The organism is Nocardioides sp. cx-169, assembly GCF_021083605.1.
Lineage (GTDB): Bacteria > Actinomycetota > Actinomycetes > Propionibacteriales > Nocardioidaceae > Nocardioides.
The window spans coordinates 219,825-246,822 of the sequence record NZ_JAJNRO010000004.1 but is presented as its reverse complement, the minus strand read 5'-3'; the positions used below and the strand labels follow the sequence as shown (position 1 = coordinate 246,822).

Sequence of the window (26,998 nt, the reverse complement as noted above, 5' to 3'; positions counted from 1 at the left end):
CCCGGTGAAACTCACCGCGTCAGACGGCTGTCCGCATCTCGCGCATCCCCGTCCGAAAACCACGTGTCTGCGGCACGAGGGGGTCCATAGGCTGGGGCGGTGACGAGCACGACTGCACCCGAGCCCAGCACCCGGGACCACACCTCGCCCCCGAGCTGGCTGCCGGTGGCCGCGGTCGCGACGACGCTGGTCCTGTGGGCCTCGGCGTTCGTGGCGATTCGCCACCTCGGCCCGGACTTCTCGGCCGGCCCCCTCTCCCTCGGCCGTACGGCGGTCGGCGCGCTGGCGCTGGGCGCGCTGGCGCTCAGCCGCGGCCTGCCGCGACCGACCGGACGGGAGTGGGTCTCGCTGGTGACCATCGGCGTGCTGTGGTTCGGCGTCTACAACGTCGCGCTGAACGAGGGCGAGCAGCGCGTCGACGCCGGCACCGCGGCGATGCTGATCCAGGTCTCCCCCGTGCTGATCGCGCTGCTGGCGGCGGTCTTCCTCTCCGAGCGCTTCACCGTCTACCTCGGTCTCGGCCTGGCGCTGGCGTTCGGCGGTGTCGCCGTGATCGGGCTCAGCACGTCGCCGAGCGGCGGCGGCGACCGCGACCTGCTCGGCGTCGGGCTGTGCCTGGTCTCGGCCGTCGTCTACTCCATCAGCCTGATCCTGCAGAAGCCGCTCGTCGCCCGCCTCTCGGCGCTGCACGTGACGTGGCTGGCCTGCACCGTCGGCGCCCTCGCCTGCCTGCCCTTCGCGCCCGCACTCGCGAGCGAGGTGGCGGCTGCGCCCACCTCGTCGATCCTGTGGGTCGTCTACCTCGGGGTGTTCCCCACGGCCATCGCGTTCACCACCTACGCCTACGCGCTGCAGCACATGACGGCCAGCAGCCTGGGCGTCACGACGTACCTGGTCCCTCCCCTCACCATCGTGATGGGCCTGATCTTCCTCGACGAGGTCCCGCCGGCCATGGCGTACGTCGGCGGCGCGCTCGCGCTGGTCGGTGTCGCCGTGGCGCGGCGCAAGCCCCGCACCCCCGCCCGGGACGCCCCCGCGCCAGCCTGAGCGTCGCCGACGCTAGGGCTGTCGGGCGTCCTCGCCGACCGCCTCCGCGGCGTCCTCCGCCTCGAGCCACCCGCGGAACGCCTCGAGGTTGTGGGTGGGCTCCCCCCGCAGCTTGCGCCACTCCCACTCCTTGCGGATCGACCCCGCGAAGCCGAGCTCGAGGATCGAGTTGAACGAGTCGTCGGCGTAGGTCAGGACCGAGCCGAGCAGCCGGTCCAGCTCGTCCGGGCTGACCGAGGCGAGCGGCAGCCGGGCGTCGAGGTAGATGTCGCCCAGCCGGTCGACGGCGAACGCGACGGCATACATCTTCAGGTTGCGCTCGAGCAGCCAGCGATAGACCCGCTCGTGGTTCTCGTCGGGCTTGCGGCAGACGAACGCGTGCACGCCGAGGGCGTGCGGTCCCACGTCGAGCCGTACGGCGGTCTGGAGCTTCTTCTCACCGGGCAGGGTGAGCGAGAAGACGCCCTCGTCGCCCTCCTCGAACTCGATCTCGTTGTCGCGCAGGTAGTCGCGGACCAGGGCGGCCGGGGGGTAGCTGCTCACGACACCGACTCTCGCATGAGGCTGTGGGCGCGCTCGTAGACGGCCAGCGTCTGCGCGGCGGTGGCCTCCCAGGAGAACTGTCGGGCCTGCTCCAGCGCTCCCGCCTGCAGCCGCAGCAGGAGCTCGTGGTCCGCGAGGGGTCGGGCCAGCGCGGTGGCCCAGTCGCCGGCGTCGTGGCCGTCGACGAGGAAGCCGCTGTGCTGGTCGCGCACGACGGTCGTCAGGCCGCCCACGGCCGCGGCGACCACCGGTGTGCCGGTGGCCTGTGCCTCGGCGGCGACCAGCCCGAACGACTCGTTGTAGGAGGGGACGGCGACGAGGGTCGCGGCGGCGTACCAGCGCGCCAGCTCGCCCTGCGAGACCGGCGGCACGAACCGCACCACGTCGTCGATGCCCAGCTCACAGGCCAGGGCGGCCAGCGACTCTGGTCGGTCGAGGCCGGAGCCGGAGGGGCCACCGACGATGGGCACCACCAGGCGCGAGCGCAGCAGCGGGTCGCGCTGGAGCAGCACGGCCACGGCGCGCAGAAGCACGTCGGGCGCCTTGAGCGGCTGGATCCGGCCCGCGAAGAGCAGGACCTGGGCGTCGGCGGGCAGCCCCAGCGAGGCGCGCACCTCGGTCTGGTCGAGGGGGCGGAAGACGCTCAGGTCGACGCCGGGGTGGACCACCTCGACGCGGGCCGGCTCGGCGTCGTACAGGTCGATGAGCTGCCGGGCCTCGAGAGCGGTGTTGGCCAGGAGCACGTCGGCCGCCTCGACCACCTGCTCCTCGCCGATGATCCGCGCGACCGGCTCCGGCTTGTCGCCCTCGGCGAGCGCGGCGTTCTTGACCTTGGCCATGGTGTGCATCGAGTGCACGAGCGGAACCCCCCAGCGATCGCGGGCGAGCGCGCCGACCTGACCGGAGAGCCAGTAGTGGGAGTGCACGGCGTCGTAGTGGCCCAGCGGCTGGGCAGCCTCGGCGCGCAGCACCTCGCGGGCGAAGACGCAGAGCTGGCCGGGCAGCTCGTCCTTGGTGAGGCCCTCGAAGGGGCCGGCGTGGATGTGGTGGACCGCGACCCCGTCCGCCGCCTGGACGAGCGGCGGCAGCGCCGAGTTGGTGGCGCGCGTGAAGATGTCGACCTCGATGCCCTGGCGTGCGAGCCGCGTGGCGAGCTCCATCACGTAGACGTTCATGCCGCCCGCATCGCCGGTGCCCGGCTGGTCGAGCGGCGAGGTGTGCAGGCTGACCATCGCCACCCGCCGGATCGGCTGCATCTCGCTCCTCGTCTGTCCCCATTGCACGGGCCCGATGTGGGGCCCCGTGCCCAACGTCCCCGGTCAACCAACCACGAGGGGGCGCCGCTGATTCCCGCGGGGCGCAGATCGGTCAGGCGGCGTGCGCGCCGGCCGGCTGGCGGGCGGCCCGCGCACGCACCATCCCGGCGATGCTCACCAGCGCCACCGCCCCGCCGGCCACGGCGTCCACGAGTGAGTCGTCACCGGCGCCGTGGGCCACCTCGACGACCGACCAGACCAGCAGCGGAAGGCAGAGCGCCACGATCGCCCGCAGCCACGTCGCGCTGCGGCTCACCAGCCCGGCGCCGTAGGCCGCCAGCGCCACGGCCAGCAGGACCAGCCCCGGCCAGCGCAGCGCCTCGACGTCCGCCACGTGGCGGACGATCCACGCCAGGCCGCCCAGGACGCCGGCGACACGGGCCACGACCATGAGATGCACGGGGGGAGTCTGCCACCACCGCCGGGAGTGCGGCCACAATGACGTCCATGAGCCCCTCCCCCACCGCCGTCGTCACCGGTGCCAGCAGCGGCATCGGCGCCGCCACCGCACGCACGCTCGCCGACGCGGGCTTCCACGTCTACTGCGCCGCCCGGCGCGCCGATCGGGTCGAGGCGCTCGCCGCCGAGATCGGGGGTACGCCGGTCGTGTGCGACGTGACCTCCGAGGAGCAGGTCGCTGCGCTGGCCGCGCAGGTCGGCGACCGACTCGACGTCCTCGTCAACAACGCCGGCGGAGCCTTCGGCTCCTCCCCGGTGGCGCAGGCCGACAGCGACGAGTGGCGCCGGATGTACGAGGTCAACGTGATCGGCCTGATGCAGGTCACCCGGGCGCTGCTGCCGGCGCTGGTCGCGTCGGGCGCCGGTGTGATCCTCAACGTGGGCTCGACGGCCGGCCGCATCGCCTACGAGGGCGGCGCCGGCTACACCGCGGCCAAGCACGGCACCCAGGTGGTCACCGAGACCCTGCGCCTGGAGCTCTGGGACCAGCCGGTGCGGGTGTGCGAGATCGCCCCGGGCATGGTGAAGACCGACGAGTTCTCGCTGGTGCGCTTCGAGGGCGACCGGGAGCGGGCCGAGGCCGTCTACGACGGCGTGGCGGAGCCGCTGACGGCGGAGGATGTCGCGGACGCGATCGGGTGGATGGTCACCCGTCCCCCGCACGTCAACATCGACGAGCTGGTCATCCGGCCGCGGGCCCAGGCCGCGCAGCACAAGGTGCACCGGGTGCCGCGCGGCTGATCGCCCCGGTCGTCACCCACGTGAGTTGGTGGCAGACTGCAGCGCGTGCAGACCATCGGACTCGTCGGCGGCATGAGCTGGGAGAGCAGCGCCGTCTACTACCAGGCTCTCAACCTCGGCGTAGCGCAGCGGGTCGGCGGGCTGAGCTCGGCGCGCACGGTGCTCGCGAGCGTGGACTTCGCGGAGGTCACCGCCCTGCAGGAGCAGGAGCGCTGGGACGACGTCGCCCAGATCCTCATCACGGCCGCCCAGGGGGTCGAGCGCGCCGGCGCCGACTTCCTGATGCTCTGCACCACGACCTTCCACCGCGTCGCCGAGCAGGTGGCGGCCGCCGTGGAGATCCCCCTGCTCCACCTCGCCGACGTGGTCGCGGAGGCCTGCCGGGCCCAGCAGGTCACCTCGGTCGGCTTCCTGGGCACCACGTTCGCGATGTCGCGCTCCTTCTTCACCGAACGCCTCGCTGGCCACGGGCTCGAGGTGCACGTGCCCGACCCCCGCCACCACGCGGCCCTCAACCGGGTCATCTACGACGAGCTGGTGCACGGCAAGGTGCTCGACAGCTCCCGCCGCCAGGTCGTCGGGCTCATCGAGGAGCTCTGGGACGCCGGCGCCGGCGGCCTCGTGCTGGGCTGCACCGAGCTCGAGCTGCTCGTGCACCAGCCCGACTCCGAGCTGCCGCTCTTCCCCTGTACGACGCTGCACGTCGCGGCTGCACTCGACCGCGCGCTCGGCTGACCCGGCTCAGCGCTCGAGCACCAGCCGGACGACCCGGCGCAGGTCGTCGGTCAGGTCCTGCTCGAGCACCCGCGCGGTGCTGCCGGCAAGGTCGAAGTCGTAGACGAACCGGTCCGGCTGCGGCCGGCTCGGTCGCAGCCCGGCCAGGTCGATGCGCGACACCAGGTCGCGCAGCTCGCCGGCGCGCTCGTCGTCGCCGTCCAGGTCCACCTCCGCCTCGGTGGTCCGGCCCGCGAACCCGCCGCCCCGGCGCACCCGCACGCGACGCGGCTCCCCCGCGGGTGGCGGGACCCCGGGCGCGGTCTCGGAGGCCGCCGGCGTGACCCCGACCTCCACCCAGGCCCTCTCGACCTGCTCGGCCTGATCGTCGCCGCCGAGGCCGCGTCCGGCCTCCACCGTCGCCGCGGCGAACGCGGCGAAGCCGGTCCGTGCGGTGACCCGCCCGCCGGTCAGCGCGGCGTACCAGACCCGCCCCGCTCCCCCCCAGCTCGTGCCGCCGATCGCGAGCGCGGCGAGGTGGAAGGCGCGGTTGGGGATGCCGGAGTTGAGGTGCACCCCGCCGTAGTCCTCGGTGGTCTCGACGTAGTCGTCCAGGTGCGCCGGCTGCGGGTCGCGCCCCAGCGCCGGGTCGTCGTAGGCCGTGCCGGGGTTGGCCATGTCACGCAGGCCACGCGCCTGCACTCCGGGCAGGAACAGCCCTTCCCCGATCAGCCAGTCGGCCTCCACCGGGCTCTGCCCGAGCAGCCGCTGCTTGAGGCAGGCGGCGAAGACGTCGCTGACCGACTCGTTGAGCGCGCCCGACTGGCCCTCGTACTCCAGGCGGGCCGTGTGCTCGGTGACGGCATGGGTGAACTCGTGGGCGAGGACGTCGACCGGCTTGGTGAACCGGTCGAAGACCTCCCCGTCGCCGTCGCCGAAGACCAGCTGGGTGCCGTCCCAGAACGCGTTGGCGTAGTCGCGGCCGTAGTGGACGGTGAGCGACACGCGGGCGCCCGCGTCGTCGTACGACGAGCGTCCGTAGACCTCCTCGAACAGCGCCAGCGAGCCGGCCACGCCGGCCGCCGCCTCGTCGACCGCGGGGTCCCCGCTAGCGGCCTCGCCGGCCGAGCGCACGACCTCGCCGGGGAGCGAGGTCTCGTTGCCGGCGGTGTGCACCACCCAGGCCGGACCACCGGCGGCCGCCTCGCCTGCCCGCGGCGCCCCGACCCGCAGCAGCCGCCGCGAGCGCAGCCGCTCGTCCTCGGCCAAAGCCGCCGCGGCCCAGCGCTTCGCCAGGTCGGGGCGAGCGTCGCTCAGTCGGTGGAGCAGGTACGGCGGCACGAAGCACCGGTGCGCCGGCACGAGGCAGTGATGGCGAGACATGTCACCAAGAAACCCCACCCCACCGACACCCACAACCCTTCGATCACCGCCGACCCGTCACCCACTGCACGAAATCACCGCTGACCCGTCAGAAAAGCTTCTGGCGGGTCAGCGGCGGGAGGCTCAGGAGAGCTTGGCGAGGCGCAGCCAGGTGTCCACGACGGTGTCGGGGTTGAGCGACATGGACTCGATGCCCTGGCCCAGGAGCCACTCGGCGAGCTCGGGGTGGTCCGAGGGCCCCTGGCCGCAGATACCGACGTACTTGCCCTGCTTCTTGCAGGCCGTGATGGCCAGCTCGAGCATGTGCAGTACGGCGGGGTCGCGCTCGTCGAAGCCCTCCGCGACCAGGGCCGAGTCGCGGTCCAGGCCCAGGGTCAGCTGGGTCATGTCGTTCGACCCGATCGAGAAGCCGTCGAAGTACTCCAGGAACTGCTCGGCGATCACCGCGTTGGAGGGCACCTCGCACATCATCACGACCTTGAGCCCGTTCTCGCCACGGACCAGACCGTGCTTGCCGAGGAGCTCGATGACCCCGCGCGCCTCGGCGAGGGTGCGCACGAACGGGATCATCACCCAGACGTTGGTCAGCCCCATCTCGTCACGGACGTGGCGCAGCGCCTCGCACTCCATCGCGAAGCAGTCGGCGAACTCGGCGGACAGATAGCGCGAGGCGCCCCGGTAGCCGAGCATCGGGTTCTCCTCGTGCGGCTCGTAGGCCTCACCGCCGACGAGGTTGGCGTACTCGTTGGACTTGAAGTCCGACATCCGTACGATGACCGGCTCGGGCGCGAACGCCGCCGCCAGCATGCTGATCCCCTCGGCGACGCGCTGCACGAAGAACGAGCGAGGGCTCGGGTACGCCGCGATGGTCTCGGTGATCCGCGCCCGCAGCGCGGGGTCGAGGCTCTCGGGATCGGCCTCCAGGTCGAGCAGGGCCTTGGGGTGGATCCCGATCTGGCGGTTGATGACGAACTCGAGCCGCGCCAGCCCGACGCCCTTGTGGGGCAGCTGCGCGAAGGAGAACGCCTGCTCGGGCGTGCCGACGTTCATCATGATCTTGACCGGTACGTCGGGCATGGCGGCCAGCTCGGTGCGCTCGACCGCGAAGTCGAGGATGCCCTCGTAGACCAGCCCGGTGTCGCCCTCGGCGCACGAGACCGTGACCTCGCGGCCGTCGGCGAGGTCGCGGGTGCCCGAGCCGCTGCCGACGACGGCCGGGATGCCGAGCTCGCGCGCGATGATCGCCGCGTGGCAGGTGCGGCCGCCGCGGTTGGTGACGATGGCCGAGGCCCGCTTCATGATCGGCTCCCAGTCGGGGTCGGTCATGTCGGCGACCAGGACCTCGCCCTCCTGGAACTCGTGCATGTCCTCGATCGAGGTCATCACCCGCACGGCGCCGGCGCCGATCTTCTGCCCGATCGCACGCCCCTCGACGAGCACCGGCCCGGAGCCCTGCATCCGGAAGCGCTCCTGCGCGCCCGTCCGGCGCGACTCGACCGTCTCGGGGCGGGCCTGGAGCACGTAGAGCTGCCCGTCGACGCCGTCCTTGCCCCACTCGATGTCCATGGGCCGGCCGTAGTGCTCCTCGATCACGAGCGCGTGACGGGCGAGCTCCTGGACCTCCTCGTCGGTGAGGCTCAGCAGCCGCCGGTCGGCGGGGTCGACGTCGACGAACTCCGTCGTGCGCCCGACCGTGGTGTCGGAGGTGTAGACCATCTTGGTGGCCTTGTCCCCGACGCCGCGCTTCAGCACGGCCGGCCGGCCGGCCCGCAGCGCGGGCTTGTAGACGTACCACTCGTCGGGGTTGACCGCGCCCTGCACCACGCCCTCGCCGAGGCCGTAGGCCGAGGTGATGAAGACCGCGTCCTGGAAGCCCGACTCGGTGTCCATCGTGAACAGGACGCCGGAGGAGCCGATGTCGGAGCGCACCATGCGCTGGACGCCGGCGGACAGGCCGACGTCGGCGTGGGCGAAGCCGTGGTGCACGCGGTAGGCGATCGCGCGGTCGTTGTAGAGCGAGGCGAACACCTCGCGGATCGCGAGCAGCACGGCGTCGATGCCGCGGACGTTGAGGAAGGTCTCCTGCTGGCCCGCGAACGACGCGTCGGGGAGGTCCTCCGCGGTGGCCGAGGAGCGTACGGCGAACGACGCCTCCTCCCCGCCGCTCTCGGCCGCGAGCTTCTCGTACGCCGTGCGCACCTCGGCCTCGAGGTCCTCGGGGAAGGGCTGGCCGACGACCGCCTCGCGGATCTCGCGGCCCACCTCGGCCAGGCGGCGTACGTCGTCGGTGTCCAGGCCGTCGAGCAGGCCGGCGATCCGCTCGGCCAGTCCGGTGTCCCCGATGAAGCGGTGGAAGGCCTCGGCCGTCGTCGCGAAGCCGTCGGGCACACGCACCCCGAGGTCGGTGAGGTGGGAGACCATCTCGCCGAGTGAGGCGTTCTTGCCGCCGACCTGCTCGAGGTCACCGAGGCCCAGCTCGGAGAACCAGCGGACGTTGCGGGAGGGAGTGGTCATGGCTGCTCACTTCGGTGGTTGTCCCGGGCCTTGAAGCGCTGACGGCTCGGGACGCCGCCGTTCTTCTTCAGGGTCTGCAGGATCAGGGTGGAGATCTCCTCGACCGACTTGGCCGAGGAGTCGATGACAGGCACCCCGTGCGCCGCGAAGATGTCGTTCGCGCGGCGCAGCTCCCAGCGGCACTGCTCGGGGGTGGCGTAGCGGGAGCCGGGGCGACGCTCGTTGCGCACCCGGCTGAGGCGGTCGACGCTCGTGGTGATGCCGAAGCACCGGTCCCGGAGGTCGCGCACCGGGCGCGGCAGCTCCGAGGACTCCAGGTCCTCGTCGACGAGGGGGTAGTTGGCGACGAACAGCCCGTGCTGCAGCGCGAGGTACATGCTGGTCGGCGTCTTGCCGCAGCGCGAGGGCGCCAGCAGGATCACGTCGGACTTGTCGAGGGCGCGCACGCTCTGCCCGTCGTCGTGCTCGATGGTGAACTCGACCGCGGCCATGCGGGTGTTGTAGCGCTTGATGTCGCCGACGCCGTGCAGCCGCGACGGCTCGCGGATGCCGCGCTGGCCGAGGATCGCCTCCACCGCGTCCATGTGCATTCCGAAGAAGTCGATCAGCGGCGCCTTGGTCTTGAGCAGCTCGTTGCGGATGAGGTCCTCGGCGGCGGTGGTGAACGCCAACGGGGTCACCGGCCCGTTCATCGCCTCGTCCAGGATGTCCACCACTCGCCGGGCATCCTCCACTGAGGAGATGAACGGGATCACGGTGCGCTCGAACACCTGGTCGGGGAACTGGATGAGCAGCGCGTTGCCCATCGTCTCCGCGCTGATGCCCGTGCTGTCGGACAGGAAGAACACCGGGACCACGCGCTCGGGCGACGGATTGCTCACGTGTGCATCCTCCCATTGGTGACGCGTGGTGGAGCATCGTCCCAAACCCGGCGCCTGCACGAGACACCGCCCGGATCCCGTACCGCGCGAGGTCGCCGATGCGGGTATCACCGAGACCCCGACTAGACTCCCTGAGGCCCATCGGGCCCCCTGAACCTCCACTGGAAGAGTCGCCGTACACCCATGTCTGCCACCAAGACCGCCAACCTGCGCAACGTCGCCATCGTCGCGCACGTCGACCACGGCAAGACCACCCTCGTCGACGCGATGCTGCGCCAGGCCGGCGCCTTCACCGCCCACGAGGCGGAGAGCGTCGCCGAGCGGGTCATGGACTCCGGGGACCTGGAGCGCGAGAAGGGGATCACGATCCTCGCGAAGAACACCGCGATCCACTACAACGGCCCCTCGGCGCCCGAGGGCATGACGATCAACATCATCGACACCCCCGGCCACGCCGACTTCGGCGGCGAGGTCGAGCGCGGCCTGTCGATGGTCGACGGCATCGTGCTGCTCGTCGACGCCTCCGAGGGCCCGCTCCCCCAGACCCGCTTCGTGCTGCGCAAGGCGCTCAACGCCGACATGCCGGTCGTGCTCGTGGTCAACAAGGTCGACCGCCCCGACGCCCGCATCGAGGAGGTCGTCGACGAGACCTACGAGCTCTTCATGGACCTGCTCGACGAGTCACACGGCCAGGACGCCCTCGACTTCCCCGTCGTCTACGCGAGCGGCAAGGCCGGCATCGCCTCCCTCGAGCAGCCCGCGAACGGCACGTTGCCCGACGCCAAGGACCTCGAGCCGCTCTTCAAGACCATCGTCGACACCATCCCGGCGCCGGAGTACACCGAGGGCGCGCCGCTGCAGGCGCACGTCACCAACCTCGACGCCTCGCCGTTCCTGGGGCGCCTCGCGCTGGTCCGCATCCACGAGGGCCGGCTCAAGAAGGGCCAGCAGGTCGCCTGGATGCGCCGCAACGGCGACGTCAAGACCGTCAAGATCACCGAGCTCCTCGTCACCGAGGGCCTGGAGCGCAAGCCCGGCACCGAGGCCGGGCCCGGCGACATCGTCGCTATCGCCGGCATCCCGGAGATCACCATCGGCGAGACCCTCGCCGACCCCGAGAACCCGGTCGCGCTGCCGCTCATCCACGTCGACGAGCCGGCGATCTCCATGACCATCGGCACCAACACCTCGCCGCTGGTCGGCCGGGTCAAGGGCTCCAAGGTGACCGCCCGCCTGGTCAAGGATCGCCTCGACCAGGAGCTCATCGGCAACGTCTCGCTCAAGATCCTCAACACCGAGCGCCCCGACGCCTGGGAGGTCCAGGGCCGCGGCGAGCTCGCTCTGGCGATCCTGGTCGAGCAGATGCGCCGCGAGGGCTACGAGCTCACCGTCGGCAAGCCGCAGGTGGTCACCAAGGACATCGACGGCAAGGTCCACGAGCCGGTCGAGCGCCTGACCATCGACGCGCCCGAGGAGTACCTCGGCACGATCACCGAGCTCCTCGCCACCCGCAAGGGCCGCATGGAGTCGATGACCAACCACGGCACCGGCTGGGTGCGCATGGAATTCCTGGTCCCGGCGCGCGGCCTGATCGGCTTCCGCACGGAGTTCCTCACCGACACCCGCGGCACGGGCATCGCCCACCACATCTTCGAGAAGTACGAGCCGTGGGCCGGCGAGATCCGCTCGCGCAACAACGGCTCCCTCGTCGCCGACCGCAAGGGTGCGGCCACGGCGTACGCCATGACCTCCCTGCAGGAGCGCGGCGTGATGTTCGTCGAGCCCACCACCGAGGTCTACGAGGGCATGATCATCGGCGAGAACTCCCGCGCCGACGACATGGACGTCAACATCACCAAGGAGAAGCAGCAGACCAACATCCGCTCCGCCACCTCCGACAACTTCGAGAAGCTCATCCCGCCCAAGAAGCTCTCGCTCGAGCAGTGCCTGGAGTTCTGCCGCGAGGACGAGTGCGTCGAGGTCACCCCCGAGTCGGTGCGCATCCGAAAGGTGATCCTCGACGCCAACGAGCGGGCCAAGATCGCGAGCCGCGCCCGCAAGAGCAAGTAGCCGGTCGGAAGTCGCGACCGCATGAGCGCTCCCGCAGCGTCGCTCGAGACGCGCCCCCGGAGCAGCCCGGCCGTCGTCGTCGCCACCCTGTCGCTGTGCGGCATCGTGGTGTCGTTGCAGCAGACCCTGCTGCTGCCGCTCCTGCCGCTGCTGCCCGAGTACCTCGACACCACGGCGGACTCCGCGTCCTGGCTGGTGACCGCCACCCTGCTGACCGGGGCGGTCGCCACGCCGACCATCTCCCGGCTGGCCGACATGTACGGCAAGCGCCGGATGATGGCGCTGACGCTGGCGATCACCGTGCTGGGCTCGCTGCTCGGCGCCCTCAGTGACGCGCTCCCGCTGCTGATCGGCGCCCGCGCTCTCCAGGGCGTCGGCATGGCGGTGGTCCCGGTCGGCATCGCGATCATGCGCGACGAGCTGCCGCGCGAGAGGGTCCCGCTCGGCGTCGCCCTGATGAGCGCCACCCTCGCGATCGGCGCTGGCGTCGGCCTGCCGCTCTCGGGCCTGCTCGTCGAGCACCTGGACTGGCACGCCATCTTCTGGGTGACCGGCCTGGTGGGCAGCGCCCTGCTGGTCGCCGCGCTCGTCCTGCTGCCGGAGTCCCCCGTCCGCACGCAGGGCGCGTTCGACGTACGCGGCGCCGTGCTGCTCACGACGGCGCTGACCGCGATGCTGCTCGCGTTGTCCAAGGGCGCGCAGTGGGGCTGGGGCTCCCCGACCACCCTCGGCCTGGCCGTGGTCGGTCTCGCGGTGCTCGCGTTCTGGATCCCGCTCGAGCTGCGGACGCCCAGCCCCCTGGTCGACATCCGGGTCGCGCGCCGACCCGCGGTGCTGCTGGTCAACGTCGCCTCGGTCATGGCCGGGTTCGCGATGTTCATCAACATGCTCCTCACCACCCAGTTCCTGCAGGTCCCGAAGGAGTCCGGCTACGGCCTGGGCCTCGACACGCTGCACACCGGGCTGTGGATGGTGCCGAACGCCGCGGCGTTCGGCCTGATGGCTCCCGTCTCGGCGTGGCTGATCCGCCGGGTCGGCCCTCAGGTCACGATGATCGCCGGCGCGGCCATCATGGCGGTGACCTACGCCGCTCGGGTCTTCCTCAGCGAGAACCTCACCCAGGTCGTCATCGGCTCGGTGGTCGTCGGCGTCGGCACCGCGATGATGTACGGCGCGGTGCCGACGCTGCTCATGCGCGCCGTACCCGTGACCGAGACGGCCTCGGCCAACGGCCTCAACGTGCTGCTGCGCGCCTTCGGGACCTCGACCGCCAGCGCCACGACCGCGGCGATCACGAGCGCGTCGGTGATCACGGTCGGATCTCAGGTGCTGCCCAGCCAGAGCGGCCTGAACACGCTGCTGTGGCTGGCCGCCGTCGCGTCGCTCTGCGCCACGCTCATCGGCGTCCCGATGCTCCGGATGCAGGACTACGCCGAGGAGGGCGACCGCTCGGGCGCGGGACGTCCCGTGCAGGTCGTCCGTGGCCAGGTGCTCGACGCGGGCGCCCGGCCCATCCGGACCGCCGTCGTCACCGTCCTGACACCGGAAGGAGAGCCGGTGGACTGGGGCCAGGCCGACTCGGACGGCTGGTTCAACGCCGCCATCCCCACCGCCGCGGACTACCTGGTCGTGACCACCGCCGACGGCTGGCAGCCCCGGTCCCGGATGATGCACCTCGACCGCGAGGCCCCGGTGCCGCCGATCGTCCTGCGCGACCGCCTGCGCCTCGCGGGGGTGGTCACCGACGGCGAGGGCGCGCCGGTGATCGACGCCCTGGTCGTGCTGACCCGCCACTCGGGTGAGGCCGTCGCCACCATCCGCACCGACCACGAGGGCCGCTACGAGATCCCTCGGCCGCCGAGCGGGCGTTACGTGCTGACGGTCGTTTCCCGCGACGGCGCCATCGGCGCCCGGCCGATCACGGTCTGGGAGGCCGCGCGCGACGTGGACCTGGTTCTGGGCACCCCGCTCGCCTGAGCGGTCGCAGCTGGGCCCTTCCCCCATCACGGCGCCGCGTCCGTCCCCTCGCACTGCCCATGCTCGCCGGCCGCACGCTGCAGGAGCTGTCCATGGGCTTCGTCCCGGTCGGCATCAGCCTGATCCGCGACGTCGTGCCGCCAGGGCGCACCGGCACGGCCACGGCCGCCGTGAGCGCCCACCCTCGGGGTGGGCGGCTCGATCGGCCTTCGCTGGCGGCGTGGATCGCCGACAGCTACGACTTCCACGCGCTCTTCTGGTCCTCGACCGTCCTGACCGTCCTCGCGGCGCTGCCCGTCGCGCCCCTCATCCCGCGCGTGCCGGCCGCCCGACGAGCCCGGCTCGACCTCGTGGGCGCCGCTGGGCATCGCCGTCGGTCTCGTGGCCGTCCTGGTCGCTCACCAAGGGCCGTGAGTGGGGTCGGGACACCGCGCGCCCGTGGGCGTGCCTCGTCGTCGGCCTCGTCGCACTGGTGACCTGGGGCCGCTACGAGCTCGCCCACCCGGCCCCGCTCTGTGACCTGCGCGTCACCGCGCGCCGCCCGGTCCTGCTCACCAACATCGCCGCCGTGGCGATCGGCTTCGGCTTGATGGCCCAGGTGATCATCGTGCCGCAGCTGCTGCAGCTGCCCGAGCTCACCGACCACGGCCTCGGTAGTCGATGGTCGCCGCCGGCCTCTGGACGACCCCCCGCCGGGCTGGTCATGATGGCCTTCGCCCCGGTCTCCAGCGCCCTGATCACTCGCTACGGCGCCCGCGTGACGCTCGCCGTCGGCGCCGCCGTGCTCGGCAGCGGCCACCTGGTCGCCGTCGCCATCCACGGCGCGCCCGGCACCTGCTCGTCGTCTCCTGCGTGACCTCGGCCGGCGTCGGCATCCTGGCGGCCTCGGTCACCGACGTCCACGGCTTCCCGGTGCCCTCTGAGGACGCCATGGTGGTCGGCTTCCTCATCGGCGCCGGCGCCGCCTTCCTGGGCATGGCCCTCACCCTCGCCATCCCCCGCCGCGCCGCCGCTGGGCCTGAGCCCGACCGGCGCGGCCGCGGGCTGCGCGAGCGGCGGGCGGCGGGCGGCGGGCGGCCGGCGGCCGCACCACCCGTCACGCGACCCGCGCGAAACTCACGGCTCCCGTACGAAGGTTCGCACGGGAGCCGTGAGTTTCACCGGGCGCCCGGTGAAACTCGTCCTCCCGGTGTCGCGCAAGCATCAACCCCATGGAAGCGCTCCCACACCTCCACACCCTAATTACGCCCGGGCCAGGCAGAAGGTTGTGACGGCGGTGTGACGCGTGTCATGTTGTGGACGCCAAGAACATGGAAGCGCTCTCACACCGAGACCGCGTCCCTCCGGGTCACCCCCGATCCGCAGTCCGCACAACGGCAGGAGCGTTCCCCCGTGCACATCTCACCCTTCGGGCCCCGCCAGGAGCCCCGCTTACCATTCACGACCAGCACCACGCGACGCCGGCGCCTGGCGCTCGCCGCCGCCGGTGCTCTGGTCCTCAGCCTGGGCCTCGCCGCGTGCGGCGGGGACGACGAGGCCGAGGACGGCAAGACCACCCTCACCGTCGCGACCTTCAACGAGTTCGGGTACGAGGGCCTCATCGAGGAGTACATGGAGCTCAACCCCGACATCAAGGTCGTCCAGAAGAAGCTGGGGACCTGGGAGGAGCACCGCGACAACCTCTACACCAAGCTCGCCGCGGGGTCGGGGCTCTCCGACATCGAGGCCATCGAGGGCGACGGGATGCCGGCGATCCTCGAAGAGAAGGGCGCGTTCATCGACCTCAGCGACGAGAGCGTCGAGGGCCGCTGGCTGGACTGGAAGGTCAAGGCCGGCACCAACGCCGACGGTGAGCTCATCGGCTACGGCACCGACATCGGGCCGGAGGGCATCTGCTACCGCGCCGACCTCTTCAAGAAGGCCGGGCTGCCGACCGACCGCGAGGAGGTCGCCGCCCTGTTCGCCGACTGGGACACCTACTTCGAGACCGGCCAGGACTTCGTGGAGAAGATGCCGGACACCGCCTGGTACGACTCGTCCAAGGGCACGAGCCAGGCGATGATCAACCAGCTCGCCTACCCGTTCGAGGATGAGGACAACAACGTCGTCGCCACCTCCAACCCCGAGGTGCGCGAGGTGTTCGACACCGTGACGTCGATGCAGGCCGCGGGGCTGGCCACCAACCTGGACCAGTGGTCCCCCGACTGGATCGCCGCCTTCCAGAACGACGGCTTCGCCACGATGGCCTGCCCCGGCTGGATGCTCGGCATCATCGAGGGCAACGCCGCGGGCGTGAAGGGCTGGGACATCGCCGATGCCTTCCCCGGCGGCGGCGGCAACTGGGGCGGCTCGTTCCTGACCGTGCCCGCCATGGGCGAGCACCAGGAGGAGGCCAAGAAGCTGGCCGAGTGGCTGACCGCCCCCGAGCAGCAGATCAAGGCCTTCGACGCCAAGTTCACCTTCCCGAGCCAGGTCGACGCCCAGAAGGACCCGGTGCTGCTCGAGGCGACGCAGCCGTTCTTCAACGACGCCCCGGTCGGGCAGATCCTGTCCAACCGCGCCGCGGCCGTGGAGCTGCAGCCCTACAAGGGCCCCAAGTACGCCGACATCATCACGGCGTTCCAGGCGGCCATCCTCCGGGTCGACCAGGGCCAGGAGTCGCCGGACGAGGCGTGGGAGTCCTTCACCGCGGACGTCGAGCGGATCGGCTGAGCCGGCGTCGATGAGCCCTCACCCACCAGTCGCGCCCGCCGGGGAGGTCTCCTCCTCGACCTCCCCGGTCGGGCCGGCCCCTCAGGCGGAGCCGCTGCCGCAGGACCCACCCCCACTGACCCTGCGGCAGCGGCTCTCCCGCTGGGACGTCCGCTTCTCGCCGTACCTCTACGTGTCGCCGTTCTTCCTCCTGTTCCTCGTCATCGGGATGTTCCCGCTCGCCTACACCGCCTACGTCTCGGTCCACGAGTGGGGCCTCATCGGCGGCCAGGGCGACTACGTCGGCCTCGACAACTACCGGGCGGTCTTCGGGGACCGCTACTTCTGGCGGGCGCTGCGCAACACCGTCAGCATCTTCCTGCTGTCCTCGATCCCGCAGGTGCTGCTGGCCCTCGCGATCGCGGGCCTGCTCGACACCCAGCTGCGCGCCCGGACGTTCTGGCGGATGAGCGTGCTGATCCCCTTCGTGGTCGCCCCCGCCGCGGCCACCCTGATCTTCGGCAACCTGTTCGGCGACCGTTACGGCCTCATCAACGGCGGTCTCGGGCTGATCGGAATCGATCCGATCGCCTGGCACGTCGACACCCTGCCGAGCCACATCGCCATCGCCTCCATGGTCAACTGGCGCTGGACCGGCTACAACGCGCTGATCCTGCTCGCCGCCATGCAGGCGGTGCCGCGTGACCTGTACGAGTCCGCGGCCATGGACGGAGCCGGCAAGGTGCGCCAGTTCCGGTCGATCACGATCCCGATGATCCGCCCGACGGTGATCTTCGTCGTCATCACCTCGACGATCGGAGGGCTGCAGATCTTCACCGAGGCCCGCCTCTTCGACAACGTCGGGCTCGGCGGCTCCGATCGGCAGTGGCAGACCGTGACGCTGTACCTCTGGGAGCTGGGCTGGCGCCTGCGCGACCTCGGCATGGCCTCGGCGGTCGCCTGGCTGCTGTTCCTCTTCATCGTGCTCTTCGCGCTCGTCAACCTCGCGGTGGCGCAGCGCCTCGGCGCGGGAGGCCGCAAGTGAGCCGCCGTCCGGGATTCCTCGTCTACGGCCTGCTGTCGGCGTTCGTCCTCGCCTCGGCACTGCCGCTGTACTGGTCGCTGATCGTCGGCTCGCACACCAAGGAGGTCGTGACCCGCGAGGTCCCGCCCCTGCTGCCGGGAGGCCACTTCTTCAGCAACGCCCAGCGCGTCTTCGAGACCGTCGACTTCTGGAAGGCCCTCGGCAACAGCCTCGCGGTCTCGACCGTGTGCGCCACGTCGGTGGTGTTCTTCTGCACGCTGGCCGGCTATGCGTTCGCCAAGCTGAGGTTCCGCGGCAGCAAGGGGCTCATGGTGTTCGTCGTCGGGACGCTGGCCGTCCCCACCCAGCTCGGGGTCATCCCGCTGTTCATCCAGATGGCCAAGCTCGGCTGGACCGGGCACATCTGGGCGATCATGGTGCCGACCCTGGTGACGGCGTTCGGCGTCTTCTTCATGCGTCAGTACCTCGTCGACGCGATCCCCGACGAGCTGATCGAGGCAGCGCGCGTCGACGGGTGCTCGATGTTCAGCACCTTCTGGAACGTCGCCGTGCCGGCCGCCCGCCCGGCCGCCGCGATCCTGTGGCTGTTCACGTTCATGACCGTCTGGACCGACTTCTTCTGGCCGATGATCGTGCTCCCCTCCACCAACCCCACCGTGCAGATCGCACTCGCTCAGCTCCAGAGCAGCTACTACGTCGACTACAGCCTGGTGCTCTCCGCCGCCGTGCTGTCGACCATCCCGCTGCTGGTCCTGTTCGTCCTCACCGGCCGCCAGCTGGTCGCCGGCATCATGCAAGGAGCAGTCAAGGGATGACCCACTCACTCGACACCCGCACCGACACCGGCCAGGGCGCGGAGCTCCGCTTCCCGCCCGACTTCCTCTGGGGCGCCGCGACCGCGTCGTTCCAGATCGAGGGCGCCACCGGCGAGGACGGCCGTACGCCGTCCATCTGGGACACCTTCGCGCGGGTGCCCGGCGCCGTCGTCAACGGCGACACCGGCGACGTCGCCTGCGACCACTACCACCGGATGCCGCAGGACGTAGCGCTCATGAAGAGCCTGCACCTGCGCAGCTACCGGTTCTCCGTGGCCTGGCCGCGGGTCCGGCCGGACGCCGGCCCGGTCAACCCGGCGGGGCTCGACTTCTACGCCCGCCTCGTCGACGAGCTCCTGGCCCACGACATCCGTCCCTGGATGACGCTCTACCACTGGGACCTGCCCCAGACCCTCGAGGACGCGGGCGGCTGGACGAACCGCGACACGGCCTACCGCTTCGCCGACTATGCGCTCTCCGTCTACGACGCGCTCGGCGACCGGGTGCCGGTCTGGACGACGCTCAACGAGCCGTGGTGCTCGGCCTTCCTCGGCTACACCGGGGGCCAGCACGCCCCCGGTCGCCAGGAGGGCGTGGCCGGGCTCGTGGCCGCGCACCACCTGATGCTCGGGCACGGCCTGGTCGTCGACGAGCTGCGCCGGCGCGGCACCACCGCCGACCTGGGGATCACCCTCAACTGCACGGTCGCGGACGCCCTCGACCCCGATGACGAGGCCGACCGGGACGCCGCCCGGCGCATCGACGCGCTGCACAACCGGGTGTTCCTCGACCCGATCCTCACCGGCCGCTACCCCGCCGACCTGCTGGCCGACACCGCCGGGCTCGCGTGGGCGGGCCGGCCCTGGACCGAGGTGGTTCGCGACGGCGACCTCGCGCTCATCGGCACCCCGCTGGACCTGCTCGGGATCAACTACTACAAGGGCGACGCCGTCTCGGGCCACCCGCAGCCGGACACGACGGGCGTCGACGGCGCCCACGCCGAGCGGCCGACCCGCACGCCGTTCGTCGGGTGCGAGGACGTCACCTTCCCGAGCCGTGGCCTCCCGCGGACGGCCATGGGGTGGGAGGTGCAGCCGGAGGGACTCACGCGGCTGTTGAAGCGGATCGACGCCGACTACGACGCGCCCCCGCTCTACGTGACCGAGAACGGCGCCGCCTACGACGACGAGGTGGATGCGGAGGGACGCGTGCACGACCCCGAGCGCGTCGCCTACGTCGTCGCGCATCTCGCCGCCGTCCACGCCGCTATCGCCGACGGGGTGGACGTGCGGGGCTTCTTCCAGTGGTCGCTGCTCGACAACTACGAGTGGGCCTTCGGCTACGAGAAGCGGTTCGGGATCGTCCACGTCGACTACGAGACGCAGATCCGCACGCCCAAGTCGAGCGCCCTGCTCTACGCGGAGACCGCCCGTACCGGAAACCTCCAGGCGCCGGAGAGCTGAGGTCGCTACGGTGGCGCGCGTGGACGGAAGCCGCAGCATCGCGGGACCTGGGGGCTCGCCGACGCTCGACGAGGTCGCGCGCCTGGCCGGGGTCTCGCGCGCCACCGCGTCGCGCGCGATCAACGGCGGTAACCGCGTGAGCGCGCAGGCCCGCAGCGCCGTCGACGAGGCCGTGCGGGCGCTGGGCTACACCCCCAACCACGCCGCCCGCAGCCTGGTCACCCGGCGTACCGACTCGGTCGGCCTGGTCGTCCCCGAGCCCGACGAGCGGGTCTTCTCCGACCCGTTCTTCGCGCGCACGCTGCGTGGGGTCACGCGGGTGCTGGCCGAGCGTGACCTGCAGCTGGTGCTGCTGCTCACGCGCCCGGGCGAGGAGGAGGCGCGGATGCTGCGCTACCTGCGCAACCGGCACATCGACGGGGCGCTCGTCGTCTCCCACCACCGCAGCGACAGCCTGGCCGACCACCTGGCCGCGCTCGACCTGCCGTGCGCCTTCGTCGGGCGGCCGTGGACCAGCGCCGACAAGGTCGCCTACGTCGACACCGACAACGTCGCCGGGGGTCGTGAGGCCACCCAGGCGCTCATCTCGCGCGGCTGCACCCGGATCGCGACCATCGCCGGGCCCGACGACATGAGCGCCGGCGTGGACCGGCTGGAGGGCTGGCGGGGAGCCATGCGAGAGGCCGGCCTGCGCGACGACGCGGTCGAGCACGGTGACTTCACCGAGCGCGGCGGCGAGCGGGCCGCGACCGCCCTCCTGGCGCACCACCCCGACCTCGACGGCATCGTGGCGGCCTCCGACCTCATGGCCGCCGGCGCTCTGCGGGTGCTCGCCGCCACCGGCCGCGCGGTCCCCGACGACGTCGCCCTGATCGGCTACGACGACCTCGGCGTCGCCGAGCGCACCGACCCGCAGCTCACCACCATCCGCAACCCCATCGTCGACATGGCCGAGCAGGCCACCCGTCTGCTGCTCCAGCAGGTCGACGGCGACAGCAGCGTCCGCGCCATGCGGGTCATCTACCCGCCCACGCTCGTGCGCCGCGCCAGCGCGTGACCGCCCAACCTGCAACGTGTTCTAGTCGCCCACCGGTAGCGTCGGCACATGCTCCTCGACGTCCAGCTCGACGGCCGGCCCGACGAAGCGGCGCGGCGCGCGCGGGAGCTGGCGGGCACCGGGGTCGCGGGGCTGTTCACCTTCGAGGGGCCGCACGACGTGTTCCTCCCGCTGGCAAGCGCGGCCGGCTCGGTCGAGACCGACCTGATGACCAACGTCGCGATCGCGATGCCGCGCAGCCCGCTGCACCTCGCGCACGCGGCCTACGACCTGCAGCTGCTGTCACGCGGTCGCTTCCGGCTCGGGCTGGGGTCGCAGATCAGGCCGCACATCGAGAAGCGGTACGGCGCACGGTGGAGCCCGCCGGCGGCGCGGATGCGCGAGATCGTGCTGGCGGTCAAGGCGGTCCTGGGCTCGTGGCAGGACGGCACCCGGCTGGACTTCCGGGGCGAGCACACCCAGCACACGCTGATGCCGCCGACGTTCGTGCCCGGGCCCAACCCGTACGGCGTCGCGCCGGTCCTGCTCGGCGCGCTCGGCCCCGTGATGACACGTACGGCGGCCGAGGTCGCCGACGGCCTGCTGGTGATGCCCTTCCACAGCGAGCGGCACTTCCGCGAGCGCACCCTGCCGGCGGTCGAGGAGGGACTGGCCCGGTCGGGCCGCTCGCGGGAGTCGTTCGCGGTGCTCCCGCAGGCCATCCTGGCGATGGGCCGCACGCCCGCCGAGCAGGAGGCCGCGGCGCTGGGGGTGCGCGGGCTGCTGGCGTTCTACGCCTCCACCCCGGCGTACCTGCCGGTGCTCGAGGTCGAGGGCTGGGCCGACCTGCAGCCCGACCTCAACGCGCTGTCCAAGGCCGGCGACGTCGCGGCGATGATGGCGCTCGTCGACGACGCGATGCTGGAGACGCTCGCCGTGGTCGGCACCCCGGAGGAGTGCGCCGCCGAACTCCGCCGGCGCTTCGGCGAGCACGCCACCCGGGTCTGCGGCTACTTCCCGGGCTACCGGCCGCCGCTCGACCAGGTCGCCGCCCTGGCCGCCTCGCTGAGGTGACCTGACGGATCGGGACAGCCCAGCCGACTCCTGAGGGACTATCCCGTGGGCGGCTTGCTCGCGGCGGGCCGCTGCCGCCACGGCAGCGTGCCCTCGAGCTCGACCTCGAGGGAGAAGCTCAGGAAGGTCCGCACGAGCACGATCAGCCCGAGCGCCAGGGCGTTGTCGAGCGTGGGGTCGACGGTGATGGTCAAGACGATGTCGGCGATGATCAGGAACTCCAGGCCCAGCAGGATCGCGCGACCCACGTTGCGGCGGGCGCGCTCGTAGGCGCCGGCAGCGCCGACGCGCTTGTACGACGCCGCCGCGGCGACCAGGCCCGCCAGGGAGCCGACGACCAGGATCGTCACGCCGCCGACCTCGAAGCCGTGCACGACGAGCTCCATGACCTCGTCGAAGCTCATCGCCCTCACCCTCGCCGCCCCTCGCTCGCCCGGGCACAGGGTATGCACGGCCCCGGCCCGCGTCCACCGGACCCGCCGCAGACCCTGGGGCGGCCCGCAGGTACGGTCTGCGCGTGACCGCACAGCCCAGCTACGACCAGATCGCCGCGCTTCCGGCGTACTCCCAACAGGGCATTCCGGCCGCGTTCGAGGACTTCAACGGCCACCTCAACGTGCGCCACTACCTCGGCATCGCGAGCGAGGGCCTGGACGAGTCGCTCGTCGAGGTGGGCATCCCCCAGAACTGGCCGCACACGGCCGGCCAGGCGGTCTTCTCCGCCGAGCACCACCTGACCTACTTCTCCGAGCTGCGCACCGGCGACAAGATCTCCGTCCGCGTGCGGCTGGTCGGCCGCTCGCGCCGCGCGGCGCACGTCGTGGTCTACCTGCTCGACGACTCGCACTCGCGCGTGAGCTACGTGATGGAGGAGATCCTGCTCCACATGGACATGGAGACCCGCAAGACCTCCGACTGGCCCGAGGACGTCGCCCAGCAGATCGACGCGCGCCTCGCCGAGGAGCAGCAGCTGGGCTGGGAGCCGATGCTCTCGGGCTCCATGAGCCTGCGCTAAGTCCCCTTCCGCTCGCTCGTCAGGTACGCCGCCAGCGCGCCACCGGCGGCCCCGAACAGGTGCCCCTGCCAGGAGATCCCCACCTGGCCCGGGAGCACGCCGAGCAGCAGGCCGCCGTACAGCAGGAACAGCAGCACCCCGAGGGCGATCTCGCCGAGCCGGCGGGTGAACACGCCGCGGATCATCAGGTAGACCAGCCAGCCGAAGATCAGCACCGAGGCGCCGAGGTGCACGGTGTGGGTGGGCGCGACCAGCCACACCCCGAGCCCGCCGACGACCCAGATGATCGCGGTGACCTGCACCCCGCGGAGCACGCCGGAGGCCAGCACCAGGAAGAGCAGCACCAGCACCGGCACGGTGTTGGCCGCGAGGTGTCCCCACCCGGCATGCAGGAGCGGCGCGAAGAGGATGCCGAGCAGCCCCTCGTCCTCGCGCGGCTGCACGCCGTACTGATCGAGGCGGTGGGAGAGCGCCGTGTCGACAAGCTCGAGGGCCCACAGCACGGCGACGAAGACGGCGGCGCCGACGGCGGCCTGTCCCCAGGCGCCGCGGGTCTCGCGCCGCGGGCTCATCGGAGCAGCTCCGCGACGCGCTCGACCTGGGCGGGGTCCGAGCCGGTGGGGATCAAATGCACCTCGTCGGCGCCGACGTCCTCGAAGCGCCGCAGTGTGTCGCGCAGTCCGTCGGGGGTGCCGGCGAAGCCGGTCGTCGGGGCCATCGCGTCGACCAGGGACGCGGGCAGCCAGCTCAGGTAGTGGCGCAGGTGGCGGTGCACCTGCTCGCGCGCGGAGCCGTCGCCGTCGTCGAGTGCGAACCAGAACGACGTGGTCAGCCGCGGGGCCCCCTTGCCGGCCTCGGACCAGGCGACCCGGGCCTGCTCGAAGAGCAACGACGCCGCGTCCGCGTCGAGGTCGAGGCTCACTCCGGCGAGCCCGTCGGCCCACGCCGAGGCGCTGCGGATCGTGCGGGGACCCATCGTCCCCACCAGGAGCTCGGGGCCACCGTCCTGCACCGGCAGCGGGCCCACCGGGCGGGTGACGTCGCGGACCTCCTCGCCCGCCCAAACCCGGCGCATCATCGCGACGCGCGCGGCCATGCCGCGCATGGTCCGGGTGTTCGGGTTGGCGCCGACGGCGCCGTAGTCCTCCTCGCGGCCCCCGACGCCCAGGCCCACGGTCAGCCGTCCGCCGCTCAGCCGGTCACCGGTGGCGAGCGCCTTGGCGAGCCAGACCGGGTCGTGGAGCTGCGGCACGACGACGGTCGTCGTGATGCGGACGCGGGAGGTCCATGCCGCCACTGCGCCCAGCAGCGTGAGGGTCTCGGGGTTGTCGAAGGCCATCCGCTCCCCGAAGCACAGCGACGAGAAGGGGCCCTCGTCCACGGCGTGCGCCCAGGCCTCGAGGGTCCCGGCGCCGCGCCACAGGTCGGGCTCCATCACCGGCAGGGTCATGCCCACATGCATGCAGCCACTGTGACAGACCCGGTCACACCGGCTCGGGCGCGCGCCTCAGCTCGGGGACGAGGGCCAGCAGGCCCAGCACCGGCAGCAGTGCGAGCAGGGCCAGCGAGGCGGGGATCCCGACCACCTCGCCGAGGCCGCCCACCATCGCGGACCCGACGGAGCCGCCGACCAGGAACAGCAGCGTCGCCACGCCCAGGGCGACGCCGCGCACGTCGAGCGCCACGGACTCCCCCACCGCCGCCATCAGCGCCGGCTGGCCGAGCCCGAAGGCCACCGTCACCAGGGACACGGCCACCGCGAGGACGGCCGGCGCGACGAGCCAGGTGCCGAGCGCGGCCAGCAGCAGCGCGGTCGTCGCGACCACCCCGGCCAGCCCGAGCGAGACGGCCGGACCGACCCGGTCGAGGAGCGTCCCGGCGGCCCTCGGCATCGCCATCGCCAGCACCGCGCTCGGCACGAGCAGCAGCCCCACCTGCCACGCCTCCCAGCCCTCGTGCACGAGGACGGCCGGTACGGCGACCAGGTGCGCGAACCACGCGGCCGGGACGGCCGCAGCCGCGAGCGAGCTGCGCACGACCGTGGCGTCGCGGATCACCGAGGCGGGCAGGAAGCCGTGCGGGCGACGACGCACCCGCCAGGCGACCGCGGGGACGCCCAGCAGGACCAGGACTCCGCCGAGCACGGCGATGAGCACGCCCGTGGCCGGCGACTGGACGACCAGCACCAGGCCGGCGGCGGTCGCGGCGACCAGCACGGCCCCGAGGACGTCGAGGCCGGCCCCGGAGCCCTCGGGGCTCAGCGCCCGCCACAGGAACGGCAGGACCAGCACGCCGAGGATCGGCAGGGCCATCACGAAGCGCCAGCCGAGCGCGTGCTCCACCACGCCGCCGATCAGCGGACCCAGGCAGCTCACCGCGGCGGCCATGCCGGCCAGCCGGCCCATCGCCACGTCGCGCACCTGACCGTCGTACCGCTTGCTGAGGACGGCGACGCCCAGCGTCGGGACGGCGGCGGCGCCGGCGCCCTGGAGGATCCGGCCCACGAGGAGCACCTCGAACGTCGGCGCGAACGCCGCGACCAGCGCGCCCGACGTCATCATGCCGATGCCGACCAGCAGCGGGATCCGCACCCCGACCAGGTCCGAGACCCGGCCGTAGACGGCGGTGGTCACCGCCAGCATCAGGACGTAGAGGCTGATCGTCCAGGTGGCGTCCCCCACGCCGACCCCGAGGTCGGAGCCCAGCAACGGCAGCGCCATCGCCGCCGACGACGAGCCCATGCCGGCCACGCCGAACAGCGCGCCGAGCAGCAGGGACACGCGCCGAGAGTCGTCCGAGGTCATGTCGTGACCCAACAGGGGGCCGAGGGCCGGCATTCCCTCCCGACGGTTCCGGCGGCTAGCTCGCCGATGAGGAGCAGGCGTCGTCGGTGGCCTGGAGCCGGCGCTCCAGCTCGGAGACCGTGTCACCGACCTCGCTCGGGGTGTCGCTCCGCAGCCCCAGCCGCAGGTCCCAGGTTGCGGAGAACGAGGCGGCGAGTGGGCGCAGCAGCTCCCGCTCCCGCTCGGTGGGGTCACCGTCCTCCCCCAGCTTGTCGAACATGGCGTCGGTGTCGCTCAGCCAGCGCTCGATCGCCTCGTCGAGGGCGTCCGGGTCCTCGACGTGGTCGTGGACGAGGTCGGCCCGCGCGCTCGCCGCGGCCTCGGCGGCGTCCTCGGACTCCGAGATCGCGGCGCTCAGGGACGGCAGGTTCTCCTCCCAGCTCTCGCAGGCCGCGGCCACCCGACGCTCGTCCGCGCCGCTTCGCCACCACAGCGTGCCGGCTACGGCCACGGCGACCATGAGCGCTCCGAGGAGGATCAGGGCCCGCCGGCTTGGGCGCATCGCGTCGTACCGCATGCCGTGCCCTCCCGACGTCCCCCAGTGGTCCTCCTGTGATGCCCCGGGCGGCACCGGCCAAACCGGTCAGGTGCCTAGCGGCCGAACGCCGGCCGCTCCTTGGCCAGGAACGCGCGCACGCCCTCGGCGAAGTCGGGTCCGGTGTAGACCTCGCGCAGCACCTCGGCGTCGCCCTCGGGGCTCGCCTCGAGACGCCGCGCGCGGTCGAGCAGCTGGTGCTTGGTGGCGCGCACCGTCACCGGCGACAGCGCCAGGACCCCCTCGACCAGCGTGGCCACCTCGACGTCCAGAGCCTCGGTGTCGGCGGCCACCGACATGACCGCGCCGACGGCGTACGCGCGCTCCGCGTCGACCAGCCGCGCCGCCAGCAGCATCTCCCGGGTCAACGACTCCCCGAACACCGCGGCGCAGCGGTAGACGATCGAGCCGGCCAGCGCGTTGCCGAGCGTGCGCGCGATCGGGTACCCGAACCGGCTGCCCGCCGTCGCGATCCTCAGGTCGCAGTGGGTCGCCACCGCCAGCCCGCCGCCGACGCAGACGCCCGACACGGCCGCCACCGTCACCTGGGGCAGCGCGTGCAGCGACTCCAGCAGCTCGCGGATCCAATCCTCGTAGGCCACCGCGTCGGCCTCGAGGAAGTCGGAGATCTCGTTGCCGGCCGCGAACGCCCGCCCACCCGCGCCCCGCAGCACCAGCACCCGCACCGACTCGTCGTCACGCAGCTCGGCGCAGAGTTCGCGCATCCCCGCGTACATCTCCCGCGTGAACGCGTTGTGCCGCTGCGGCCGGTTGAACGTCACCTCCACGACCCCGTCGGTACGCCGTACCTCCAGCTCCTCACCCATGCCGCGGAG

The 26,998-nt window shown here is 72.2% G+C and carries 26 protein-coding genes; 14 read left to right on the top strand and 12 right to left on the bottom strand.

Features of this window, described 5'->3' with window-relative positions:
• Positions 1-99: 99 nt before the first annotated feature.
• Complete coding sequence (locus LRP67_RS06870) at positions 100-1,047, top strand: DMT family transporter (protein ID WP_231269443.1); 948 nt, start codon at positions 100-102, stop codon at positions 1,045-1,047.
• A gap of 12 nt (positions 1,048-1,059) precedes the next feature.
• On the opposite strand, the gene LRP67_RS06865 is transcribed toward LRP67_RS06870, so the two are convergent.
• The 3 genes from LRP67_RS06865 to LRP67_RS06855 all read right to left on the bottom strand — a co-directional run bounded on the left by LRP67_RS06865 (position 1,060) and on the right by LRP67_RS06855 (position 3,306).
• Positions 1,060-1,566 carry a YbjN domain-containing protein gene (locus LRP67_RS06865; RefSeq protein ID WP_269211272.1) on the bottom strand — a complete coding sequence of 169 codons (507 nt, stop codon included), beginning with the start codon at positions 1,564-1,566 and terminating at the stop codon, positions 1,060-1,062.
• Positions 1,567-1,586: 20 nt separating this feature from the next.
• Entirely contained in the window at positions 1,587-2,846 is a 1,260-nt protein-coding gene (mshA, locus tag LRP67_RS06860; RefSeq protein WP_231269441.1) for a D-inositol-3-phosphate glycosyltransferase, read from the bottom strand.
• A gap of 112 nt (positions 2,847-2,958) precedes the next feature.
• Complete coding sequence (locus LRP67_RS06855) at positions 2,959-3,306, bottom strand: hypothetical protein (protein ID WP_231269440.1); 348 nt, start codon at positions 3,304-3,306, stop codon at positions 2,959-2,961.
• A gap of 47 nt (positions 3,307-3,353) precedes the next feature.
• Between LRP67_RS06855 and LRP67_RS06850 the strand changes: the two genes are divergently transcribed.
• Both LRP67_RS06850 and LRP67_RS06845 read left to right on the top strand, forming a co-directional pair.
• Positions 3,354-4,106, top strand: coding sequence for an SDR family oxidoreductase (locus tag LRP67_RS06850; protein ID WP_231269439.1), 753 nt, complete (start codon positions 3,354-3,356; stop codon positions 4,104-4,106).
• A 45-nt stretch (positions 4,107-4,151) separates the two neighbouring features.
• Positions 4,152-4,841, top strand: a complete 690-nt coding sequence (locus LRP67_RS06845) for an aspartate/glutamate racemase family protein (protein WP_231269438.1) — start codon at positions 4,152-4,154, stop codon at positions 4,839-4,841.
• Positions 4,842-4,847: 6 nt separating this feature from the next.
• Here the strand turns inward: LRP67_RS06845 and LRP67_RS06840 are convergent, their stop codons facing one another.
• From LRP67_RS06840 to LRP67_RS06830, 3 genes are all read right to left on the bottom strand, one after another.
• A complete protein-coding gene (locus LRP67_RS06840) occupies positions 4,848-6,203 on the bottom strand; it encodes a protealysin inhibitor emfourin (protein ID WP_231269437.1) in 1,356 nt (451 codons plus the stop codon).
• A 123-nt stretch (positions 6,204-6,326) separates the two neighbouring features.
• Positions 6,327-8,717 carry a phosphoenolpyruvate synthase gene (gene ppsA / locus LRP67_RS06835; protein WP_231269436.1) on the bottom strand — a complete coding sequence of 797 codons (2,391 nt, stop codon included), beginning with the start codon at positions 8,715-8,717 and terminating at the stop codon, positions 6,327-6,329.
• Positions 8,714-9,598: a pyruvate, water dikinase regulatory protein gene (locus LRP67_RS06830; protein ID WP_231269435.1), complete on the bottom strand. Its 885-nt coding sequence runs from the start codon at positions 9,596-9,598 to the stop codon at positions 8,714-8,716. Before LRP67_RS06830 ends, ppsA begins: the two co-directional genes overlap by 4 nt.
• Before the next feature lie 183 nt (positions 9,599-9,781).
• Here LRP67_RS06830 and typA point away from each other — a divergent pair, with 183 nt between their 5' ends.
• From typA to LRP67_RS06780, 10 genes are all read left to right on the top strand, one after another.
• Positions 9,782-11,668 carry a translational GTPase TypA gene (typA, locus tag LRP67_RS06825; protein ID WP_231244260.1) on the top strand — a complete coding sequence of 629 codons (1,887 nt, stop codon included), beginning with the start codon at positions 9,782-9,784 and terminating at the stop codon, positions 11,666-11,668.
• A gap of 21 nt (positions 11,669-11,689) precedes the next feature.
• A complete protein-coding gene (locus LRP67_RS06820) occupies positions 11,690-13,645 on the top strand; it encodes an MFS transporter (protein WP_231269434.1) in 1,956 nt (651 codons plus the stop codon).
• A 59-nt stretch (positions 13,646-13,704) separates the two neighbouring features.
• Positions 13,705-14,121: an MFS transporter gene (locus LRP67_RS06815; RefSeq protein WP_231269433.1), complete on the top strand. Its 417-nt coding sequence runs from the start codon at positions 13,705-13,707 to the stop codon at positions 14,119-14,121.
• A complete protein-coding gene (locus LRP67_RS06810; RefSeq protein WP_231269432.1) occupies positions 14,118-14,501 on the top strand; it encodes a hypothetical protein in 384 nt (127 codons plus the stop codon). Before LRP67_RS06815 ends, LRP67_RS06810 begins: the two co-directional genes overlap by 4 nt.
• A gap of 536 nt (positions 14,502-15,037) precedes the next feature.
• A complete protein-coding gene (locus LRP67_RS06805; protein WP_231269431.1) occupies positions 15,038-16,357 on the top strand; it encodes an ABC transporter substrate-binding protein in 1,320 nt (439 codons plus the stop codon).
• Between the two features lie 10 nt (positions 16,358-16,367).
• Positions 16,368-17,381, top strand: coding sequence for a carbohydrate ABC transporter permease (locus LRP67_RS06800; protein WP_231269430.1), 1,014 nt, complete (start codon positions 16,368-16,370; stop codon positions 17,379-17,381).
• Entirely contained in the window at positions 17,378-18,196 is an 819-nt protein-coding gene (locus LRP67_RS06795; protein ID WP_231269429.1) for a carbohydrate ABC transporter permease, read from the top strand. Before LRP67_RS06800 ends, LRP67_RS06795 begins: the two co-directional genes overlap by 4 nt.
• On the top strand, positions 18,193-19,659 hold the full coding sequence (locus LRP67_RS06790) for a GH1 family beta-glucosidase (RefSeq protein WP_231269428.1): 1,467 nt from the start codon (positions 18,193-18,195) through the stop codon (positions 19,657-19,659). The genes LRP67_RS06795 and LRP67_RS06790 overlap by 4 nt, the downstream gene beginning before the upstream one ends.
• Positions 19,660-19,678: 19 nt before the next feature.
• Entirely contained in the window at positions 19,679-20,716 is a 1,038-nt protein-coding gene (locus LRP67_RS06785; RefSeq protein ID WP_231269427.1) for a LacI family DNA-binding transcriptional regulator, read from the top strand.
• Positions 20,717-20,764: 48 nt separating this feature from the next.
• On the top strand, positions 20,765-21,769 hold the full coding sequence (locus LRP67_RS06780; RefSeq protein ID WP_231269426.1) for a TIGR03617 family F420-dependent LLM class oxidoreductase: 1,005 nt from the start codon (positions 20,765-20,767) through the stop codon (positions 21,767-21,769).
• Positions 21,770-21,807: 38 nt separating this feature from the next.
• Here LRP67_RS06780 and LRP67_RS06775 read toward each other — a convergent pair whose 3' ends face one another.
• Positions 21,808-22,173: a DUF1622 domain-containing protein gene (locus LRP67_RS06775; protein WP_231269425.1), complete on the bottom strand. Its 366-nt coding sequence runs from the start codon at positions 22,171-22,173 to the stop codon at positions 21,808-21,810.
• A 113-nt stretch (positions 22,174-22,286) separates the two neighbouring features.
• On the opposite strand from LRP67_RS06775, the gene LRP67_RS06770 reads away from it, so the two are divergent.
• A complete protein-coding gene (locus LRP67_RS06770; protein WP_231269424.1) occupies positions 22,287-22,784 on the top strand; it encodes a thioesterase family protein in 498 nt (165 codons plus the stop codon).
• Here LRP67_RS06770 and LRP67_RS06765 read toward each other — a convergent pair.
• The 5 genes from LRP67_RS06765 to LRP67_RS06745 all read right to left on the bottom strand — a co-directional run bounded on the left by LRP67_RS06765 (position 22,781) and on the right by LRP67_RS06745 (position 26,989).
• Complete coding sequence (locus LRP67_RS06765; protein ID WP_231269423.1) at positions 22,781-23,356, bottom strand: rhomboid family intramembrane serine protease; 576 nt, start codon at positions 23,354-23,356, stop codon at positions 22,781-22,783. The genes LRP67_RS06770 and LRP67_RS06765 overlap by 4 nt on opposite strands.
• Positions 23,353-24,246, bottom strand: coding sequence for an LLM class flavin-dependent oxidoreductase (locus LRP67_RS06760; protein ID WP_231269422.1), 894 nt, complete (start codon positions 24,244-24,246; stop codon positions 23,353-23,355). The genes LRP67_RS06765 and LRP67_RS06760 overlap by 4 nt, the downstream gene beginning before the upstream one ends.
• A gap of 22 nt (positions 24,247-24,268) precedes the next feature.
• The gene (locus LRP67_RS06755) at positions 24,269-25,588 is read right to left on the bottom strand and encodes an MFS transporter (protein ID WP_231269421.1); all 1,320 of its coding nucleotides are present in this window, start codon (positions 25,586-25,588) and stop codon (positions 24,269-24,271) included.
• Positions 25,589-25,643: 55 nt separating this feature from the next.
• On the bottom strand, positions 25,644-26,144 hold the full coding sequence (locus LRP67_RS06750) for a hypothetical protein (protein ID WP_231269420.1): 501 nt from the start codon (positions 26,142-26,144) through the stop codon (positions 25,644-25,646).
• Positions 26,145-26,218: 74 nt separating this feature from the next.
• Positions 26,219-26,989: an enoyl-CoA hydratase-related protein gene (locus tag LRP67_RS06745; protein ID WP_231269419.1), complete on the bottom strand. Its 771-nt coding sequence runs from the start codon at positions 26,987-26,989 to the stop codon at positions 26,219-26,221.
• Between the last annotated feature and the right edge of the window lie 9 nt (positions 26,990-26,998).